Annotated in this window: 18 protein-coding genes; 12 read left to right on the top strand and 6 right to left on the bottom strand. The window is 59.9% G+C overall.

What is annotated here, in order from left to right:
* Positions 1-38 precede the first annotated feature (38 nt).
* From thiD to SHM7688_RS02805, 12 genes are all read left to right on the top strand, one after another.
* Positions 39-842, top strand: coding sequence for a bifunctional hydroxymethylpyrimidine kinase/phosphomethylpyrimidine kinase (thiD, locus tag SHM7688_RS02860; protein ID WP_058238502.1), 804 nt, complete (start codon positions 39-41; stop codon positions 840-842).
* Positions 839-1,816 (top strand): FAD-dependent oxidoreductase, encoded by a 978-nt coding sequence (locus SHM7688_RS02855; protein WP_058238501.1) that lies wholly within the window; start codon positions 839-841, stop codon positions 1,814-1,816. Before thiD ends, SHM7688_RS02855 begins: the two co-directional genes overlap by 4 nt.
* Entirely contained in the window at positions 1,800-1,994 is a 195-nt protein-coding gene (gene thiS / locus SHM7688_RS02850) for a sulfur carrier protein ThiS (protein ID WP_058238500.1), read from the top strand. Before SHM7688_RS02855 ends, thiS begins: the two co-directional genes overlap by 17 nt.
* Position 1,995: 1 nt before the next feature.
* On the top strand, positions 1,996-2,769 hold the full coding sequence (locus SHM7688_RS02845; RefSeq protein WP_058238499.1) for a thiazole synthase: 774 nt from the start codon (positions 1,996-1,998) through the stop codon (positions 2,767-2,769).
* Complete coding sequence (locus SHM7688_RS02840) at positions 2,766-3,362, top strand: thiamine phosphate synthase (RefSeq protein ID WP_058238498.1); 597 nt, start codon at positions 2,766-2,768, stop codon at positions 3,360-3,362. Before SHM7688_RS02845 ends, SHM7688_RS02840 begins: the two co-directional genes overlap by 4 nt.
* Positions 3,359-4,324 (top strand): HesA/MoeB/ThiF family protein, encoded by a 966-nt coding sequence (locus SHM7688_RS02835; RefSeq protein ID WP_083498885.1) that lies wholly within the window; start codon positions 3,359-3,361, stop codon positions 4,322-4,324. The genes SHM7688_RS02840 and SHM7688_RS02835 overlap by 4 nt, the downstream gene beginning before the upstream one ends.
* A gap of 16 nt (positions 4,325-4,340) precedes the next feature.
* Positions 4,341-5,276 (top strand): ABC transporter substrate-binding protein, encoded by a 936-nt coding sequence (locus tag SHM7688_RS02830; protein WP_058238496.1) that lies wholly within the window; start codon positions 4,341-4,343, stop codon positions 5,274-5,276.
* Positions 5,273-5,953 carry a thiaminase II gene (tenA, locus tag SHM7688_RS02825; protein ID WP_058238495.1) on the top strand — a complete coding sequence of 227 codons (681 nt, stop codon included), beginning with the start codon at positions 5,273-5,275 and terminating at the stop codon, positions 5,951-5,953. The genes SHM7688_RS02830 and tenA overlap by 4 nt, the downstream gene beginning before the upstream one ends.
* Complete coding sequence (locus SHM7688_RS02820; RefSeq protein ID WP_058238494.1) at positions 5,950-6,678, top strand: ABC transporter ATP-binding protein; 729 nt, start codon at positions 5,950-5,952, stop codon at positions 6,676-6,678. The genes tenA and SHM7688_RS02820 overlap by 4 nt, the downstream gene beginning before the upstream one ends.
* Positions 6,675-7,409, top strand: coding sequence for an ABC transporter permease (locus SHM7688_RS02815; protein WP_058238493.1), 735 nt, complete (start codon positions 6,675-6,677; stop codon positions 7,407-7,409). The genes SHM7688_RS02820 and SHM7688_RS02815 overlap by 4 nt, the downstream gene beginning before the upstream one ends.
* Before the next feature lie 235 nt (positions 7,410-7,644).
* Entirely contained in the window at positions 7,645-9,486 is a 1,842-nt protein-coding gene (locus SHM7688_RS02810) for an ATP-binding protein (protein WP_058238492.1), read from the top strand.
* Entirely contained in the window at positions 9,477-10,571 is a 1,095-nt protein-coding gene (locus SHM7688_RS02805; protein WP_083498883.1) for an extracellular solute-binding protein, read from the top strand. Before SHM7688_RS02810 ends, SHM7688_RS02805 begins: the two co-directional genes overlap by 10 nt.
* A 40-nt stretch (positions 10,572-10,611) precedes the next feature.
* Here SHM7688_RS02805 and SHM7688_RS02800 read toward each other — a convergent pair whose 3' ends face one another.
* The 6 genes from SHM7688_RS02800 to SHM7688_RS02775 all read right to left on the bottom strand — a co-directional run bounded on the left by SHM7688_RS02800 (position 10,612) and on the right by SHM7688_RS02775 (position 17,954).
* The gene (locus SHM7688_RS02800) at positions 10,612-11,388 is read right to left on the bottom strand and encodes a P-loop NTPase (protein ID WP_058238490.1); all 777 of its coding nucleotides are present in this window, start codon (positions 11,386-11,388) and stop codon (positions 10,612-10,614) included.
* A 99-nt stretch (positions 11,389-11,487) separates the two neighbouring features.
* Positions 11,488-13,608, bottom strand: a complete 2,121-nt coding sequence (locus tag SHM7688_RS20210; RefSeq protein WP_370733020.1) for an NAD-dependent epimerase/dehydratase family protein — start codon at positions 13,606-13,608, stop codon at positions 11,488-11,490.
* A complete protein-coding gene (locus SHM7688_RS02790) occupies positions 13,605-14,588 on the bottom strand; it encodes a glycosyltransferase family 2 protein (protein WP_058238489.1) in 984 nt (327 codons plus the stop codon). The genes SHM7688_RS20210 and SHM7688_RS02790 overlap by 4 nt, the downstream gene beginning before the upstream one ends.
* On the bottom strand, positions 14,585-15,808 hold the full coding sequence (locus SHM7688_RS02785; RefSeq protein ID WP_058238488.1) for a glycosyltransferase family 4 protein: 1,224 nt from the start codon (positions 15,806-15,808) through the stop codon (positions 14,585-14,587). Before SHM7688_RS02785 ends, SHM7688_RS02790 begins: the two co-directional genes overlap by 4 nt.
* A 17-nt stretch (positions 15,809-15,825) precedes the next feature.
* The gene (locus tag SHM7688_RS02780; RefSeq protein ID WP_058238487.1) at positions 15,826-16,815 is read right to left on the bottom strand and encodes an NAD-dependent epimerase/dehydratase family protein; all 990 of its coding nucleotides are present in this window, start codon (positions 16,813-16,815) and stop codon (positions 15,826-15,828) included.
* Complete coding sequence (locus tag SHM7688_RS02775; protein WP_058238965.1) at positions 16,812-17,954, bottom strand: Gfo/Idh/MocA family protein; 1,143 nt, start codon at positions 17,952-17,954, stop codon at positions 16,812-16,814. Before SHM7688_RS02775 ends, SHM7688_RS02780 begins: the two co-directional genes overlap by 4 nt.
* Between the last annotated feature and the right edge of the window lie 195 nt (positions 17,955-18,149).

Below are 18,149 nucleotides of genomic sequence, written 5' to 3'. Positions count from 1 at the left end.
GCCGCGCGGAATCCCATCTTTGACTGGGAGGCATCGCCTTGGCACATATCGCTTTGACAATTGCAGGATCCGACAGTGGCGGCGGCGCGGGCATTCAGGCAGATCTGAAAGCCTTCAGCGCATTGGGCACATTCGGAACCAGCGTGATCACCGCCATCACCGCACAGAACACAGAGGCCGTGACGGCGGTGCATCCGGTGCCGCTGGATGTGGTGCGGGCACAAATTGACGCGGTGCTGTCTGACATCGGCGCCGATGCCATCAAGATTGGCATGCTGGCCACGCCGGAAATCATTCACGAAGTTGCCGATGCACTGGCGGGCTTCAAAGGCCCCATCGTGCTGGACACGGTGATGATTGCCAAATCCGGCGATGCTTTGCTGGCGGATGCGGCGGTGGCCACCTTGCGGGAAGTGCTTCTACCCCGCGCCACGGTGATCACCCCAAATCTTCCCGAGGCCGCGCGCCTGCTGGAGACAGAATTTGCCAAAGACGAAGCGGAGGTGATCGCACAGGGCCGCGCGCTGTGTAATCTGGGCGCGCAGGCGGTTCTGATGAAAGGGGGCCATGCCGCAGGCGACATCTGTCATGATTACCTCATCACCGCTGAAGGCGTTGCGTTGGAGCTCACCGCGCCGCGCCGTGCCACCAAAAACACCCATGGTACCGGTTGCACCTTGTCTTCTTCCGTTGCTGCCGGTCTGGCGAAAGGGATGACCTTGCCAGAGGCCGTGCGGGAGGCGCATGCCTATCTGCAGGGGGCCATCGCGGCGGCGGATGATCTCAATATCGGCAAGGGTCATGGGCCTTTGCACCATTTCCACCGGGTCTGGCCTGCATGACGGTTTACTCTGTCATAGGGGCGGGCGTGGCCGGGTTGGCCGTGGCCACGGAACTGACCGAGCGCGGCGCGACGGTGGAGATCTATGATCCTGCCGGGCCACCGGGGCCACATGGCTGTAGCTGGTGGGCGGGCGGCATGCTGGCACCTTGGTGTGAGTATGAAAACGCCGAAGAGCCGGTGTTGCGGCTGGGACAAGAGGCCATCGTCTGGTGGGCGGCCCATACGGAGGTCACCCGCGCCGGTACGCTGGTGGTGGCCAGCAAACGTGACCTGCCGGATATGCGCCGCTTTGCCCGCCGCACCGAAGGGTTTGTTGAAGTGGATCGGGCGCGTGTGGCCGCACTGGAGCCGGATCTGCATGGCTTTGGTCAGGGCCTGTTCTTTGAAGAAGAGGCACATCTGGATCCACGCAAAGCTTTGCAGGATCTCTATCGGGGTCTGAAGGACAAAGGCGTGACCATCCACAAGCGCATCGCGCCGTCCGGGCTTCAGAATGCCATTGATTGCCGGGGCCTGTCAGCGCGCGAATATCTCTATGATCTGCGTGGCGTGAAAGGCGAAATGTTGGTGATCCGCTGTCCGGATGTGGAGATCACCCGCCCGGTGCGGCTTCTGCATCCGCGTATGCCGCTCTACATTGTGCCGCGTGGCGAGGGCATCTACATGCTGGGGGCCACGATGATCGAAAGCGAAGACAGCAGCCGCATCACCGCCCGCTCCATGCTGGAACTTCTGAGCGCGGCCTATGCGCTGAACCCGGCTTTTGGCGAGGCGGAAGTGCTGGAAATCGGTGTGGATCTGCGCCCCGCCTTTCCGGACAATCTGCCGCGCATTCGCCGCCTTGGACGCACCATTTATGCCAATGGGCTTTACCGTCACGGCTATCTGCTGGCGCCTGCTTTGGCGCGCGGCGTGGCGGATCTGGCCCTTCACAACACACATTCGGAGATGGTCGATGAAGATCGTGCTTAACGGAACCCCGCGCGAGGTGGCCTCTGCCACGCTGGCCGCGCTGCTGGAGGAGTGTGGCTTTTCCGGCCGCGTGGCGACCTCATGCAACGAAGTCTTTGTACCGGCCACCTTGCGGGCCACAACCCCAGTGACAGAGGGCGACCGCATCGAGGTTGTGGCGCCCATGCAGGGAGGCTGACATGTCCAAAGAGTTTTATGGCGTCACCCTGCCCAATCCACTGATGCTGGGCACCGCGCAATATCCAAGCCCCGCCATTCTAGAAGAAGCGTTCCGGGCCTCTGGGGCTTCGGTGGCCACGGTTTCGCTGCGCCGGGAGGGCGCGGGCGGCACCGGACAGACCTTCTGGAAAATGATTGAGGATCTGGGCGTGCATGTGCTGCCTAACACCGCAGGCTGTCATACCGTCAAAGAAGCGGTGACCACGGCCCATATGGCGCGCGAGGTGTTTGACACCAAATGGATCAAGCTGGAGCTGATCGGCCACACAGACAGCTTGCAACCCGATGTGTTCCAGCTGGTGGAGGCCGCGCGCATCCTCTCAGAGGACGGTTTTGAGGTGTTCCCCTACACGACCGAAGATCTGATCGTGGGCGAGCGTCTGCTGGAAGCAGGCTGTGAGGTTCTGATGCCATGGGGTGCGCCCATCGGCTCCGGCCGGGGGCTGAACAACATCTATGCCCTGCGGGCCATGCGGGCGGAATTTCCCGACGTGCCGCTGGTGGTGGATGCAGGCATTGGCCTGCCAAGCCATGCGGCGGCGGCGATGGAGCTGGGCTTTGATGCCGTCCTGCTCAACACCGCAGTGGCACGTGCGGGCGATCCTGTGCAGATGGCGCGCGCCATGATGGCCGCCGTGGAGGCCGGACAGGCCGCCCATGAAGCAGATCCCATTGAAGCCCGCGACATGGCCGAAGCTTCCACCCCGGTGATCGGAAAGGCCTTTCTGTCATGAGCCTGCATAAATTCTACCCGATTTTTGATGATGTCAGCTGGCTCAAGCGGATGTTGCCGCTGGGCATCAAACTTGTACAGCTGCGCATCAAGGACGCCACTGAGGATCACGTGCGCGCGCAGATCGCCGAAGCGCAGGCGCTGTGCCGCGCTCATGATTGTGTGCTGGTGATCAACGATTACTGGCAGGCCGCGATTGACCTAGGCTGTGACTGGATTCACCTCGGGCAGGAAGATTTGGACATCGCCGATCTGAAGGCCATTCGCGCGGCGGGGCTTAAGATGGGGGTCTCCACCCATGATGATGACGAATTGGAACGCGTGCTGGCAATGGAGCCGGATTATGTCGCACTGGGGCCGGTCTACCCCACCATTCTGAAGAAGATGAAATGGCACCAACAGGGCTTGCCACGTGTCTCCGAATGGAAAGCCCGCGTGGGGGAGGTGCCTCTGGTGGGCATCGGTGGCATGTCCGTCGAACGTGCGCCCGGTGTCTATGAGGCGGGCGCAGATATCGTCTCTGCGGTCACCGACATCACCTTAAATGCGGACCCTGAGGCGCGCGTGCGTCAGTGGCTGGAGGTCTCTGCGTGAGCCGCTATGCCCGCCAGATGATCCTGCCCGAAGTGGGCAGCAGCGGTCAGGCCCAACTGGCCAACGCCCATGTGCTGGTGATTGGTGCTGGGGGGCTTGCGGCCCCTGCCTTGCCGCTTCTGGCCGGGGCAGGCGTGGGCCGCATCACCATCGTGGACGGGGATCGGGTAGAGCTTTCCAATCTGCACCGCCAAACTCTGTTTTCAGAGGCCGATCAGGGCCAGCCCAAAGCTGATGTTGCCGCCGCGCGCTGCCGCGCCCTCAACAGCGAGATCACGGTCGTGCCTGTGTTTGCGCGGCTGTCTCCAGCGTCCGCACCGGACCTCGTGGAGGGCGTCACGCTGGTGATGGATTGCGCCGACAGCTATGCCGTCAGCTACAGCCTAAGCGATCTCTGTCTGGCAAAGAACATCCCTTTGATCACCGCCTCCGCGCTGGGATTGTCTGGCTATGTGGCGGGCGTTTGTGGTGGGGCTCCTTCGTTGCGCGCCCTGTTTCCGGAGGCTCCGCAGAATGCCGCAAGCTGCGCAACCGCGGGTGTGATGGGCCCTGTGGTGGCCATCATCGGGGCCATGCAGGCGCAGATGGCATTGGCTTGCTTGATGGGGCAGACCCCAAGCCCGCTGGGACAGATGGTGCAGTTCGACGCCAAAACCATGCGCAGCGCAGCCTTCCGCTTTGACGCCGCGCCAGAGCCTGAACAGGCTTTTGCCTTTGTGGCACCGCAGACGCTGGGGGCCAGCGACACGATTGTTGAGTTGCGCGATACGCAGGAGGCACCGATCCCGGCCCACCCGTCGGCGTTGCGGATTGCGCCTGCCGATCTCAAAGACATGTTGCCAGTGGCCGAGGGGCGGCTGGCGCTGTGTTGTGCAACGGGCCTGCGGGCCTGGCGTGCCGCAGAAACCACCCATGATATCTGGCCCGGCGAGATTGTCCTCGTCGCGGCTTCCGCTTCTTAGGATGAGAGGAAACCACATGAAGCACCTGATCACCGCCGCGGCCATTTTTGCCGCCGCCCCGGCCATGGCCGCCGACAAAATGACCCTTCTGCTGGACTGGTTCGTCAACCCCGACCACGGCCCGATCATCGTGGCTGAAGAGAATGGTTACTTCGCAGAGCAGGGCCTTGAGGTGGAAATTGTGCCGCCTGCGGATCCGTCCATGCCGCCGCGCCTTGTGGCTGCTGGTCAGGCCGATCTGGCCGTGTCGTATCAGCCGAGCCTGCACCTGCAGGTGCATGAAGGTCTGCCACTGAAGCGCGTGGGCACATTGGTGGCCACTCCGCTCAACTGTCTTCTGGTGATGAAAGACGGCCCAATCAAAACCCCTGCGGATCTCAAGGGTAAGAAGATCGGCTATTCTGTGGCCGGTGTGGAAGAGGCTGTGCTGGGCGCGGTGTTGGGCAAATATGGCGTGGATCTGGCCGATGTTGAGCTGGTGAATGTCAACTTCTCGCTTGGCCCATCAGTCATGTCCGGTCAGGTCTCTGCCGTGATCGGTGCCTATCGCAACTTTGAACTCAACCAGATGGATATCGAAGGCGCGCCGGGCACCTGCTTTTACATCGAAGAGGAGGGCGTGCCCTCTTATGATGAGCTGATCTATGTGGCCAATCCAGACACCATGGATGCCGACAAAGTCGCGCGTTTCCTTGCCGCCACAGAGAAAGCCACGCAGTACATTGTGAACAATCCGGTCAAAAGCTGGGAAATCTTCTCTGCCACCTCTTCGGAGCTTCAGGACGAGCTGAACAAACGCGCTTGGGTCGACACGCTGCCGCGTTTCGCACTGCGCCCTGCCGGCTTTGACGCAGGGCGGTATGCACGGTTTGAGGAATTCCTCAAAGACAGCGGCATGACCGACAGCATCAAACCCGTGTCTGATATTACCATTGATGTGACCGCACAATGAGCACGCCAGACTATGGCCGGGCCTTTTCGCTGATGCGCGAAGCCGCCGGGGAGGCATGGGGGGCTTACACCCGCCATGCCTTTGTCGAAGGGCTGAAAGATGGGTCACTGCCCCGCGAGTCTTTCCTGCACTATCTGCGTCAGGACTATGTGTTTCTGATCCATTTCTCCCGCGCCTGGGCGTTGGCGGTGGTGAAATCGGAAACCCATGAGGAAATGCTCGCCGCTGTCGCCACGGTCAACGCGCTGGTGGCCGAAGAGATGCAGCTTCATGTTGGTATCTGTGAGGCGGCAGGCATCCCGCAGGAAGACTTGTTCGCCACACCGGAGCGGCCTGAAAATCTGGCCTACACACGCTTTGTGCTCGAAGCGGGCTATTCCGGTGATCTGCTGGATCTGCTGGCGGCGCTGGCCCCCTGTGTGATGGGCTACGGCGAAATCGGCGCACGTCTGGGCGCAGAGAAATCCTCTGAGACCTACGCGGATTGGATTGGCACCTACGCCGGTGAGGGCTTTCAGGGCGATTGCGCCGCCGTTGGTCAATTGCTCGACAGCGCGCTGGAGCGTCGACTGGGCAAAGACTATGCCAACAGCCCGCGGTTTGCGACCCTCTGTGACAAATTCCGCAAGGCCACGGAACTGGAAGTCAGCTTCTGGCAGATGGGTCTGACCCCATGAGCATGGCGCCCGGCATCACCCTGAAAGGCTCCGCCACAATCGAGGGACGGCAGCTGTTTGCGCCGCTGTCGCTGACATTGGATGCCGGGCGCTGGACCTGCCTGTTGGGCGGTTCCGGTGTGGGCAAAACAACGGTGCTGCGCCTTCTGGCCGATCTGCCAACGGGTGCGGCGTTCGACGGCACTATTGCGGCCACCGATGAGCTGCCTGTGGCAGAGCGTATCGCCTATATGGCGCAAAGTGACCTGCTGCTGCCCTGGGCGTCGGTGGAGAAAAACATCACGCTGGGCGCGCGGTTGCGTGGGCAGACCGGCGATGCGGCGCGGCTGGAACATTTGCTTGACCGCTGTGGTCTTCAGGATCACCGCCACAAGAAACCGACAGAACTCTCCGGCGGTCAACGTCAGCGCGTGGCCCTGGCGCGGACCCTGATGGAAGACAAGCCGATCATTCTGTTGGATGAACCCTTTTCTGCGCTGGATGCGCAGACCCGTGCCGCGATGCAGGATCTGGCGGTAGAACTGTTGGAGGGCCGCACCGTGATGATGGTGACCCATGATCCCGGAGAGGCCGCGCGATTGGGCCATGCCATCCACGTCATGACCGCGACACAGCTGCAGGCCGTGACCCCGCCCCAATCGTCCGTGCCCCGGGCTGTGGAGGCGCTTGACACGCTGACCTGTCAGTCGGCTTTGCTGAAACTTCTGATGGAGCAGGTTGCATGAAGGTCTGGCCTCCCTTTGCCGCCACAATCTTTGCGCTTGTCGTCTGGCAGAGCATCGTCACCGCAACAGGCGTGCAGAAGTTCATTCTTCCGGGGCCCGCCCTCGTGGCAGAGGCGTGGTGGACCAACCGGCTGGTGATTGCTGAGCACACCCTTGTGACGTTGCAGGAAATTTTGCTGGGCATGGCCATCGGCACAACGCTGGGCATTGCCACCGCATTGCAACTGGCCACCTCCAAGACTGCCCGCACCTTGATACAGCCCATTCTGGTCTTCACACAGGCTTTGCCGGTGTTTGCCTTGGCCCCCATCCTGACGCTTTGGCTGGGCTTTGGTCTATGGTCGAAAATCGCCATGGCCGTTCTGATCATCTATTTCCCGGTGACCTCTGCCTTTTTTGACGGGTTGATGCGCACCCCACCGGGCTATCTGGATCTCGCCAAAACCATGCAGGCCAGCCCCAGCCGGATCCTGTGGCAGATCCGTGTGCCCGCGGCCTTGCCCAATCTGGGGGCAGGTGTGCGATTGGCAGCAGTTTATGCACCGATTGGGGCCGTCATCGGCGAGTGGGTCGGGGCGTCGCGTGGACTCGGGGCGCTGATGATCATGTCCAATGGACGCGCCAAAACCGATCTGATGTTTGCGGCCATGCTGACACTGGGTGTGCTCTCTGTTCTGCTCTACCTGGCGGCGGCAAAACTCACGCGCAGACTGGGGGATCGCGAAACCTGATCGCCCGCTTTTCGGGCTAAGCAGTATTGCAAACAGGAATAAACTATTGATTGTTTTGTGAAATTTTCCTCGCGCAGCCATTGGGGAAATTGTCATCACAAAGTGATTTTTTTCGATACAAATGTATTTTTTTCGCTTTGTGATGACGTCTGCCGCTTTTGGTTAAGACATCCTTAACCACCTACTGCCAAGCAATTGAGTATTCACATTTCTTTGGCACGTGACCAGAACGGCTATGGCAGAACTGCGCATCACTCGAAAATATCTCCGCCTGCGCAGCGGCATTGCTCTTGGCATTGTTCTTCTGGCATCCATCACGGCGATGTCGGTGGCCTTTATAGGGCGTGAAAACGTGGCCACTCGAACAGAGAACACCTCCAGCATTGATATGGTCCTACTGTCTCTGTCTGAATTGTCTCTGGCGTTCTATGAACTCAAGGAAACCGAAGGCAACAGGCGCGTGGTGTCCTCACGCGGGCAGGTGCGGCGCGCGGCGCACTCGGCACAGGTGGCTCTGGATCGGATCTCGACGCCTGATGCTCTGATCGGCTTTGCCCCCGATGCGCAGAGAATTTTGACGCGAGAGACGTTCAATCCGCTTTGGGAACTTGAAGAAATTCTGTTTATGGCCGAGGTCGTTGTGGACCCACGCAATTCGGATCTGAATATTGAACGTGCGGCCAGTCTCGCGGCGGATTTGTCTGTGCGGCTTTTGCCAATTTTCAATCGGATCCGTCAGGTCGAAATGGACGCGGGCGAGCAGGCTGCAGATCGCCAGTTGCTGTATGGTGTTGGCGCGCTTTTGATCACCTTGTTAGGGGGGGGCGTTGCGGCGCGGTTTGTCTTCCTCCCGATGGAGCGCTACGTGATTGGGGCACAGAGTGAAATTCACCGCAGTCGAAAGGCCGCCGAGGCGGCTTCTGAGTCCAAATCGATGTTCTTGGCCACCATGAGCCATGAAATCCGCACCCCTTTGAACGGGGTGCTAGGGCTTGCCGACGTGCTTGCAGAGACCAAGCTGGACGATGAACAGGAGCGGATGGTGTCCATGATCTCCACCAGTGGGCAGTCCCTGCTGCAGCTGATCAACGATGTATTGGATCTTGCTAAGTTTGAAGCCGGAAAAATGGTGCTCGAGTACAAAGACTTCAATTTACAGGAGATGTGTACCGAAGTGGCGGAACTTTTCTCAGGGCAGGCGAAAAAACGCGCTGTGACCTTGGAAGTCTTGCCACAACAGGCGACCTCTGACTGGCATGTGCACGGAGCGCCCAATGCGGTACGTCAGGTGTTGACCAATCTGGTGGGAAATGCCGTCAAATTCACTGAAAATGGGACGGTTTCGATTTATCTGGAAAATGTCGAAGATCGCGCAGGTGCACGGCGCCTTGTCCGGCTCTCTGTCAAAGATCAGGGCATCGGCATCGCACCGGAGGCTTTGGGGCGCATCTTTGGGCAGTTTGAACAGGCGGATGCGTCTACCACGACACAGTTTGGCGGAACTGGTCTTGGCCTTGCCATCGTGAAGCGTCTGACAGAAGCCATGCAAGGGCGTGTGCATGTCGACAGCATGCAGAACGAAGGGTCGGTTTTCAGTATCACTTTCCCGGTTGAGACGGCGAAATCTGCGCCAGAGCGCCCACTCAACCTGCGGCCCTGTCACTTCGAAAAGCGGGTTTTGGTCGCGGATGACAACAGGGTCAATCAGCTGGTGGCGCAGAAGTTGCTGCAAAACCTCGGGTGTGAGGTCAAAACGGTCTCCAATGGCGTTGAAGCTGTTGCAGAGGCACGCAGTTGGGGGCCAGATCTCATTCTCATGGATGTGCGGATGCCCAAGATGGACGGAGTGCAGGCCACGCGCGCCATTCGAGATGAGCCTGACTGTGCGGATACAGCTGGCCTGCCGATTATTGGGTTATCGGCCAATGCTCTTAGCGAATATGAAGGCCATTGTGTGGCTGCTGGCATGAACGGATATTTGCAAAAACCGATCAATCGTAAAGCTCTGGTTCGCGAACTTCTACGGCATTGGCCGGAAGATACACAAGATGATGAACAGGTGCGGCGATGCGTATGATCAAACCGCCCACCTTGATGTTGCTTCTTGGATTATGTGGAGTCTTCTCGACCGCTCTACGTGCGCAGACAGAGGACACTGACGTCTGGTTTTACACGTGGCAGGCCACGATCCCACCAGAGGTGATTGTCGGCTTTGAGCGCGAACGCGGGATCAAACTGATCGTAGACAGCTTTTCTGTCGCCGACGAAGCTGAGGCGCGTCTGGCATCCGGTTGGACGGGGTATGATCTGGCGATCTTACCTGTAGAGGCCGTTCCGCGGATGGCAAAAATGGGCGCTTTGCAGGACTTGTCTCTGTTTAATTTTACCTCATCTTACGCGGCCAATACGTGGCTGACTGAGAAGATCCGTGCAGCGGCGCCGGGGGTGCTGGACTATGCCCTGCCTGTCATGTGGGGCTCCACGGGTCTGGCGCTGGACAAAGCTGAGATAGAAAGACGTCTGCCCGATACGCCTATGGACAGCTGGGAACTATTGTTTGAACCGCAAAATGCGGCAGCGCTCAGCGAGTGCGGCATTTCCATCGTGGATTCGGTGCAGGAGGTGGTGGCCACGGCGCTACACTATCTGGGGCGGGATCCCAACTCCATGTCCAGCGCAGATCTCGACGCGGCTTTTGAGACCTTGTCCGCGATTATGCCCTATGTGACCACGGTCACGGGCAATCAATATGCACAGTTCAAACGTGGGCAAATCTGTGTGGCGCTCACCTGGAGCAGCACGGGGATTGCGCCAGAAATATACGGTTTTGACGTCCCCTATCGCTACACGGTTCCGAAAGAAGGCGGGGTCATGTGGGCGGATACGGTTGTTGCTCCGGCTGGCAAGAATGCGCGGAAAAATGCAGAAGATGTGATGAACTATTTCATGTCCAAGAGTGTGGCCCCCGAAATTGCCTCTTACGCTTTGGCCAATTTGGCCGCTCAGAATCTGGACAACAGCCGGGGCGACGTTCAGGAGAAAATCATGCGCTTGGCCTTGCCGATGGACCAGCGAGAGACCCTGTTTGTACTGGGCCCAAAAACCGGCGCGGAAAAGCGGGAGCTGGATCGGCGCTGGCGTCGCCTGTTGATGGGGCAGTGACAGGCTGGCCCACACGGTTGCACCCCATCTGCGCCTAAACTTAGTAAGAGACAGGCCCGTCAGCTTTATTGAGCATCACACCCAGTATGGGTTTCACCTCAGACAGGATCTGCTCCACCTTGGTGATGTCTTCCGCAGTGGAAACGCCTCCACCGGCCACCACCAGCACCGCATCCACATTGGGCAGAAATCCGAGCACATCGTCAAATTCCAGTGCCGGAGGCATGTCAAACAGCATCAGCTCCGGACAAAGCGCCTCTTCGAGTTCTTCCAGAACCTCGGCCGTGATGTCATTCTGAAACAGCTCTGCTGACGTGTCGCTGGCTGTATCATTGAGGGCGAGGGCAAGATTTGGGCGCACCTTCTGAACAAAGTTTTCCGGCGCGATGACACCACTGAGATAGTCGGCCATACTGTCCGTCGCGGGCACCCCCAGCATGTCATGCAGACTGGGTGCGCGCAGATCCATATCCAGCATCACGGTGCGCACAGTTTCCAGCCGCGCCACGGCCAGCGCCAGATTGGCGGTGACAAAACTGCTGCCACAGCCGCGCGTGGGGGCGGTGACCGCCACGCGAGTCCAGTCCTTTTCATTCAGGGCCTGCAACAGACGTGTGCGCAGCATATCAAACGCCGTATGTGCAGGGTGCGCGCGGGTCACGCTGATCAGATGATTGTCCACCAAAGCCGACTCGCTGATGGCGGCAGGTTTGAGGTTCTCCCAGAACGCCTCCGGGTCATGCAGCGCAGGCAGGCGTGCCTCCTGCGCGCCCTGTGGCTCGGAAAGATCCATATCCTGCGGGGTGTCTGTGCTCATGGCGGATGTCTGTTGTTCTGCTCTGGGGCTGTTTGACACAAGTAAACAAGGGAATGCCGACAAAAGAAAGGCACCATTGCGGAGATAGGGCGGCTGTCCTCAAAAGCCCAGCAGATTGGCCTCATCAATCGCTTTGGTCAGAAAGACATCCCGGCGGGTTTCCGGCTGCCATCCAAGCAGCTCTGTGGGCAGCCTGTTGTCAAACGGCGAGAAATGCGCGCGGCTTTTCCAATCCGACAGAGACGGGTTGCTCAACCCACCGCGCCGCAACACATGTTTTTTCAGCAGGTATTTGACGCTGGCGGAGGCATAAAAGGCGACCAGATTTCCGGATTTGACCTTGATGCGCGCACCAAGACGCGCGTGGATGGCGTCAAAATAATCCCGCGCAGACAGCTTTGGGCCGCCAACAAGGTTGAAGCTTTCCCCCAGCGCGGCGTCATTTTCCGCCATCAGGATCAAGGCTTCTACCACATCCTCATTAAGCACAAAGGGCAGTCCGTGATGCCCCTTGCCCCAGATCCGCACAGCCCCTGCGCCATGCCAGCGCCCGATGCCCCAATGCTGCAACGGCCCGCCATGGCCCACTACGATGCCGGGGCGGGCAATCACCAATGGGAGATCGTCCTGGCGGTACATCTCCAGCAGACGCGCCTCACATTCGGCCTTGGAGCGGGCATAGATGTTGCGCGCGCTCATATCGGCGTCAAAGCCTGTGGCTTCCGAAATCGTCACATGCGGGTCGGACATGTCATAGCTGGCGATGGTGCCTGTGTATATGAAGCGTTTGACACCGGCGGCATTGGCGGCGCGGGCAATGGTCTCTGTCACCGCCACATCGTTTTTGAGCGCGGCCTCCCATGTGGCATCCATGGATTTGCCAAGGTGGTAGACAATCTCAATACCCTCCAGCGCATGGGTCAACTGATCGGGATCCCGCAGGCTGGCACTGGTCAGTTGCACGTTATCGGCAATGTCATCAAAGGGGCCGCTGGTGCCGCGTGACAGCACCCGCACGTCGCGGCCTTTGGCCACCCATGCGCGGGTTAATGTACGCCCGATAAATCCCGTACCGCCGATGATCAGAACGCTGGGCTTGGGTTTGGCGCGGCTGGCGGGTTTGGGCTTTTTCGCGGCTTTGGGCATGAGCGCAATGGCCGCATCAATGGCGCGCATGACCTCTGTCGCGGCGTCGCCGGAAAATCGGGCATCCAGCGGGCGCCCAGAGCGGATCGCGCTGTAAAAGGCCCGGCTCAGCCCGGCAAAAGACAGACCATAAGGCGATTTGCGATTGAGCGACACAAGCTGACGCGCGCCGTTCACCACGCCTTCGCGCAGATGCTGCCCCGCCAGGCTCATCTGGCGCAGGAAGGGGTTGGCCACAATATCGGCGGCGTTCTCACCATCCACCGTCAACACGTCATGGGCATAGTCATACCGCGCCGTCGCGGTGGACCCATGCAGCGTCACCGATCGATCGTCCATGGTTTCCACCAGCGACAAATTGAGCGTAACAGAAACATCCCCCGCAGAGGCCAGAATGCGCCAGCCCTGTGGCCGCGTGGTGTCTCCGGGAATGGCAACGGGTTTGGACAGGCTCACATGGTCCACCGTCAGGGGGCCAAACAGATCCACCGCAAAGGCAAAAAGATGTGGGCCCAGCTCCAGAAGCATGTTCTTGGGCTCCGCCAGAAGCCAGAGCCCAAAGGGCCCGGAGCGCAGCGGCATCATCGGGAAATGCCAGTTGATCTCTGCGGCGGCGATCCGGCCAATTTCGCCGGCCTCCAGACGGGTCTTCAGGCGTTGATACCCCGGCGTGCCCATGAAGTTATGCCCGGCGGCAAACACCCGCCCCGTTTCTGTGGCGATCTGGCTGATCTCGGCGGTTTCATCCCCTGACAAAGCCACAGGTTTTTCCACCAGCACATGATGTCCGGCCCGCAGACACGTCTCCGCCAGCGCGCGGTGGGTGCCGGGCGGCGTCACGATATGCACCGCATCCGCCACACCAGCGGTCAGCATCTTCTCCAGATCATGATAAGCGGTGATCCCGTAGCTCTGCGAAAGCGCTTCTGCCGCCGCTGCGGATTGATCACAAACCGCAACAAGCTCTACGCCCGGTGTGGCGGCGATTGCAGCGGCATGCCAGTCGGCAATATAGCCAGCTCCCAGAAGGGCAGCGCGGATCGGGCGGTCTTGGGCAAAGGCTGTCATGGTCATTTATACTCGATAATACGCATCGCCCGGCCACGCAGGCGACGCCAGTGAAACAGAAACATACCCATCACATTTGGCAGTTTGGAAAGGGTTAACAGCCGCGCATGGCGGCGCGCTTCCCAATGCGGCAGACCTTCGGTGATAAGGCCGGATTTGGTGCGGCTGTAATTGATGGCATAGGCCGCCATCACCGCGATCAGGATCAAAATATTGTCACACAGCCCATAAAGCGCCAGCAGCGGCAGGATCCCCCCGTAGATCAGTCCCCGCAGTTGTTCCTTGCGAAAATAGGGCGGGTGCATCCAGCCCACCTGCGCAAAGCCATGTCCGGTGCGCAAGGCCCGTTGCCACCATTGACCAAAGCGCAGCATGGCCGCGTCATGGCGGGTCATTTCCTGTGGCAGGCGGCGCAGCTGCCAGCCTGCTTTGGCCAGACGTACACAGAATTCGTCATCCTCTGCGGCGATGACGGTGGCATCAAACCCGCCCGCCTGCTGAAAAGCGGCACTGCGCACCATCATGTCACCGCCACATGTGACGATCTCCCCGGCGGGGCGATGCCATTCAAAATCACACAGGGCATTGTAAACGCTACGTTCGGGATAGAGCTCCGCGCGCCAGCCGGTGATCAGCCCAAGGCGCGGCGCAGCCTGAAGCGCGGCCAGCCCGGCTGCAATCCAGCCGTCCACCACCACACAATCGCCATCCACAAACTGCACAAATTTCGGCAGATCGTCGGTCTGTGCCAAGGCGTCAAACCCGGCCTGTCGTGCGCGGGCGGCGGTGAAGGGCGCGCTGTTGTCCAACTCCACCACCAGCGCGCCAACCTTGCGCGCTTCCGCCACAGAATTGTCCCAGCTGCCGCTGTCCACATAGACCATCTCCACGCCCTGCTTTTGCAGCGACGCCAGACAGGCCACCAGCCGCTTGCCTTCGTTGCGGCCAATCACAATGGCGGTCACGGCGCGGCTTTCTGGGCTCATGGGCGCTGACCTTGAAACAGATCTGAAAGCCGCGCCGCTTCCTTGGTGATGTCAAAGGCCGCTTCGACTTTGGCGCGGCCTGCGATGCCCATGGCTGTGGCCCGCGCCGGGTTGGCAAGGATTTTGCTAATCGCTGCGCTGAGGGCCGCAACATCGCCGGGTGGCACCAGCAGGCCCGCGCCGCCATCCGCCACCAGTTCGGGAATGCCTGCAATCTGTGTTGCCACCACCGGGCGACGTGCCGCCATCGCCTCCATCAGCACCACCGGCACGCCTTCGGCAAAGCTTGGCAAGACAAACAGATCCGCCGCTTTCAGCGCCTCGGCCACTTCGGTTTGGGATTTATAACCCACAAAGCGCACATGTTCCGCAAGCCCCGAAGTCTCCACCTGATGTTCCAGCGCTGTGCGCCCGGGCCCGTCCCCCACAACCGTCAAACGGATGTCGGGGAATTGGCGGGTCAGAGGTTCCAGCGCCCGCAGCAGAATCGGCAGACCTTTTACCGGTGCCAGCCGCCCAACAAACAGCAGGTTGGTGTCCACCGGATCATCCCCGCCATCATAACGCAGAGGATCCACACCACAGTGCACGATATGCAGCTTGCCCCAGTGTTTGGGATCGCAGAACGCCATCGCCTGCGAGCGGCAGAACTGGCTGATACAGGCCACAAATCTGGCCCGTGCGATCTTCTCATCGAGCCGCCAATGGTCCGGCGCAAAGAAAATATCAGGCCCATGCAACGTAAAACTAAAGGGAATGCCGGAAAGCTCACTGGTCAGCATCGCCACCGTACAGGAGGATTTTGCGATGTGATTGTGCAGATGACGCACGCCCCTCTTGCGCAGATGCGCCGCCAACACCGCTGCTTCGGCAAAGTAAAACAGTTGATACAGATGGTTGCGCAGCCCCGGTGGTGCCACGCGCAGCGCCAACAGCAGCGCGCGCAAAAAACCACCCGGACGTCGCAGCAATGCGCCCAAAATTGCGCTTATCAATGTGACCGGAGATTTCGCCGCCGCAAGAATATAGAAGGTGTTTTTGGCTTCGATCTTTTGTTCTTCCCCGACCAGATGCTCCGCACCTGTGCGGCGCACCGAACAGGTTTCCACCTGATGGCCTCGTGCCCGTAATTCCGCCACTTCACGCTGGATGAAAGTATCCGTGGCGCGGGGGTATTCCCCTGTCAGATAGGCGATCGGATGGTTAAAAGTGTCACTCACAACGGGTTGGCCTGTTCTTATTGGGGCTGGTCGTCTTGGGGATGGTCAATGGCGCTCTGCATAGCCGTTTCAAAGGGCATCATTGTGACAGGGCCAAGGCGTTTGTGCATCATGGCATTGTCATAGTGCAATGGGCGGTGGCGCGCTTCGAGAATGGCGGGGTGCAACAGCCCGGGCAATGCATTGTTATTGGGCGTCGCCGCCGCAATCAGCCGCATCAGCCGCAACGGCACAGGCATCTGATAGCGCGGCCAGCCGCAGGCTTTCAGCGCGGCAACAAACCGGCGGCGATCTGGCAGATCGTCATCCAGTACATTGATCACGCCCAGCCCCGTGCCAAAATCCGTTTCCGAACGGGTGGCGGCGCGCACCAGCGTCTCAGCGGCCAGATCTCTCCGGCAGAGTGGCACGCTGCCACCCCCATCAATGCGCAGCACAAGTGGCCCCAAGGCTGGTCCAATATGGGCATTAAACAGCTGTCCAGCGCCCCAGACAGCTCCAAGTCGCAGCACAGACAGCGCAAAACCATAAAGTGCGGCCCCATCAAAAAACTGCTGTTCCTGGGCCGCTTTGGCCTGCGCATAAAGATCACGGCCTTCGGTGCCAACGGCGCAGTCTTCCCTAAGGGTGCCTCCATCCGGTACGCCTGCAACGTCATAGACCGACAGAGACCCCGCCAAGACAAGATGCGGCACTTTCGCGCCTACCAGAGCCTCAATCAGATAGGTGCTTGCCGCCAGCGTGTCCCGCGCATGATCGCCCGCCAGCGTGGCCGCACAGTGGATCACCGCTCCCGCGCCCTCCAAAACTTCAGGCAGTGTTTCATCCGCCTCTGCCAGATCGCGGATCACAATCTCAATCTCTGGGTCATCTGCCCAGCTGAGGGGGGCCTTCAAAGGGTCGCGGATCAAAGCCCGCACCGGCACCCCCTGTCTGCGCGCCTCTGCAACACAGGCGCGCCCGATAAAGCCATTGGCCCCGGTGATGACAATCGGCGCCGTGCTCATAGGGCCCATGGCATGGGCGGCAGAGGATCACAGCGTGTGGACATATCCTGCGCACAACCATCCGCCTCTGCATTCTGGATCGCCAGCGTGACCTCATTGAGATGCAGCGCAAAATCCGCCGACAGGCGACAGGGGCGTTCTTCGGCCAAAGCATCCAGCATTTCCGCAGGTCCAAGGGCAAAATTCATCGCCGCCGCGCCCCAACGATCCACTTTGGGATGGGTGTCGCCGCTCAGGCTCACACGTTTGCCAATCGGATGCTCGATCAGGCGTCGCCGCAGGGTGAAGCGTCGGTGAAACCGCACCGCGGCCTCATTGTCCCAGGCCTGTTTGATCTTCAGCACACCACGATCCCCAAACAGGCGCAGGCTGTGATCATGGCTGGCGACAATGGAACAGGTCAGCCGCGCCGTCAGCCCATTTTCAAAAAACAATGTGGCGCTTGCATAATCGGGCGTGGTGGTGCCACCGCTCTGACCTTTGTCAGGCAGGCATTCGGCAGAGGCGGCCACCACGCGGCGCACCGCGCCAAACATCGCAATCAGCCAAGTGAGATAATATCCGGCATGTTCCAGCGTGCAGCCCACGGCAAATTCATCCTGCGCGGGCCAGGGCGCGCCGCTTTCACTGCGCCAGTCTGCATAGGGGGCCTGCGGGATGAAGCCATCATCCAGCTCCGCATAGATCAGCCGCACTGGCCCGGCCACCTCTTCCCGCACGGCTTTGGCCAGCGTCTGTGCGGTTTCCCCCAATACAGAGCAGGGCGCAGAAGCAAGTAACACCCCTTTCTGGGCGGCCAGCTCATGCAATGCGATGGCATCAGACATTTCCATGGCCAGTGGTTTTTCCGAATAGACATGATGCCCGGCCTCAAGACAGGACCGGCTGATCTCGTAATGTGCCTCAGGGTTGGTCAGGTTGAGGATCAGCGACCCTTCCGGCAGGTTGCCCAGAAACCGCGCGAGGCTCTCCACGCTGTGCAGATGCCAATGATCGGCAAAGGCCCGCAGCCGGTCCGGATCGTGATCATAGACCTGCGTGACGGCGATGTCGGGATGGGCCGCAAAGGAGCGCATGTAAAGATCTGCAACAAAACCACAGCCAATAATCGAAACGCTGCGCGTCTTGCGGGCACTCATGGCAGAATCCTTTTCAATCAATTGCCCTCAACTATAGGGGCTGCGCGCTCTGATGCCAGTATTTGCGCCTTATTCTGCGCGGGAAATGTGGCGGAATTGAACCACTTGAGACAAATCCTTATGTGGCGCTCTCTGGCTGCGCGCATTGGGGGTCAAAGGGGTGTCAAAGGGGTGTTAAACTGCAGCAATCGCAAA

Source organism: Shimia marina, assembly GCF_001458175.1.
GTDB classification, from domain to species: domain Bacteria; phylum Pseudomonadota; class Alphaproteobacteria; order Rhodobacterales; family Rhodobacteraceae; genus Shimia; species Shimia marina.
The sequence above is the reverse complement of the archived record's forward strand: the minus strand, read 5'-3'. Positions and strand labels throughout refer to the sequence as shown.

What these genes read in the sequence shown, in the direction of transcription:
- SHM7688_RS02855 (WP_058238501.1), top strand. Translation starts at nt 839, where the DNA reads ATGACGGTTTACTCTGTCATAGGGGCGGGCGTGGCCGGGTTGGCCGTG.
- thiS (WP_058238500.1), top strand. Translation starts at nt 1,800, where the DNA reads ATGAAGATCGTGCTTAACGGAACCCCGCGCGAGGTGGCCTCTGCCACG.
- SHM7688_RS02845 (WP_058238499.1), top strand. Translation starts at nt 1,996, where the DNA reads ATGTCCAAAGAGTTTTATGGCGTCACCCTGCCCAATCCACTGATGCTG.
- SHM7688_RS02840 (WP_058238498.1), top strand. Translation starts at nt 2,766, where the DNA reads ATGAGCCTGCATAAATTCTACCCGATTTTTGATGATGTCAGCTGGCTC.
- SHM7688_RS02830 (WP_058238496.1), top strand. Translation starts at nt 4,341, where the DNA reads ATGAAGCACCTGATCACCGCCGCGGCCATTTTTGCCGCCGCCCCGGCC.
- tenA (WP_058238495.1), top strand. Translation starts at nt 5,273, where the DNA reads ATGAGCACGCCAGACTATGGCCGGGCCTTTTCGCTGATGCGCGAAGCC.
- SHM7688_RS02820 (WP_058238494.1), top strand. Translation starts at nt 5,950, where the DNA reads ATGAGCATGGCGCCCGGCATCACCCTGAAAGGCTCCGCCACAATCGAG.
- SHM7688_RS02815 (WP_058238493.1), top strand. Translation starts at nt 6,675, where the DNA reads ATGAAGGTCTGGCCTCCCTTTGCCGCCACAATCTTTGCGCTTGTCGTC.
- SHM7688_RS02810 (WP_058238492.1), top strand. Translation starts at nt 7,645, where the DNA reads ATGGCAGAACTGCGCATCACTCGAAAATATCTCCGCCTGCGCAGCGGC.
- SHM7688_RS02805 (WP_083498883.1), top strand. Translation starts at nt 9,477, where the DNA reads ATGCGTATGATCAAACCGCCCACCTTGATGTTGCTTCTTGGATTATGT.
- SHM7688_RS02800 (WP_058238490.1), bottom strand. Translation starts at nt 11,388, where the DNA reads ATGAGCACAGACACCCCGCAGGATATGGATCTTTCCGAGCCACAGGGC.
- SHM7688_RS20210 (WP_370733020.1), bottom strand. Translation starts at nt 13,608, where the DNA reads ATGACCATGACAGCCTTTGCCCAAGACCGCCCGATCCGCGCTGCCCTT.
- SHM7688_RS02790 (WP_058238489.1), bottom strand. Translation starts at nt 14,588, where the DNA reads ATGAGCCCAGAAAGCCGCGCCGTGACCGCCATTGTGATTGGCCGCAAC.
- SHM7688_RS02780 (WP_058238487.1), bottom strand. Translation starts at nt 16,815, where the DNA reads ATGAGCACGGCGCCGATTGTCATCACCGGGGCCAATGGCTTTATCGGG.
- SHM7688_RS02775 (WP_058238965.1), bottom strand. Translation starts at nt 17,954, where the DNA reads ATGAGTGCCCGCAAGACGCGCAGCGTTTCGATTATTGGCTGTGGTTTT.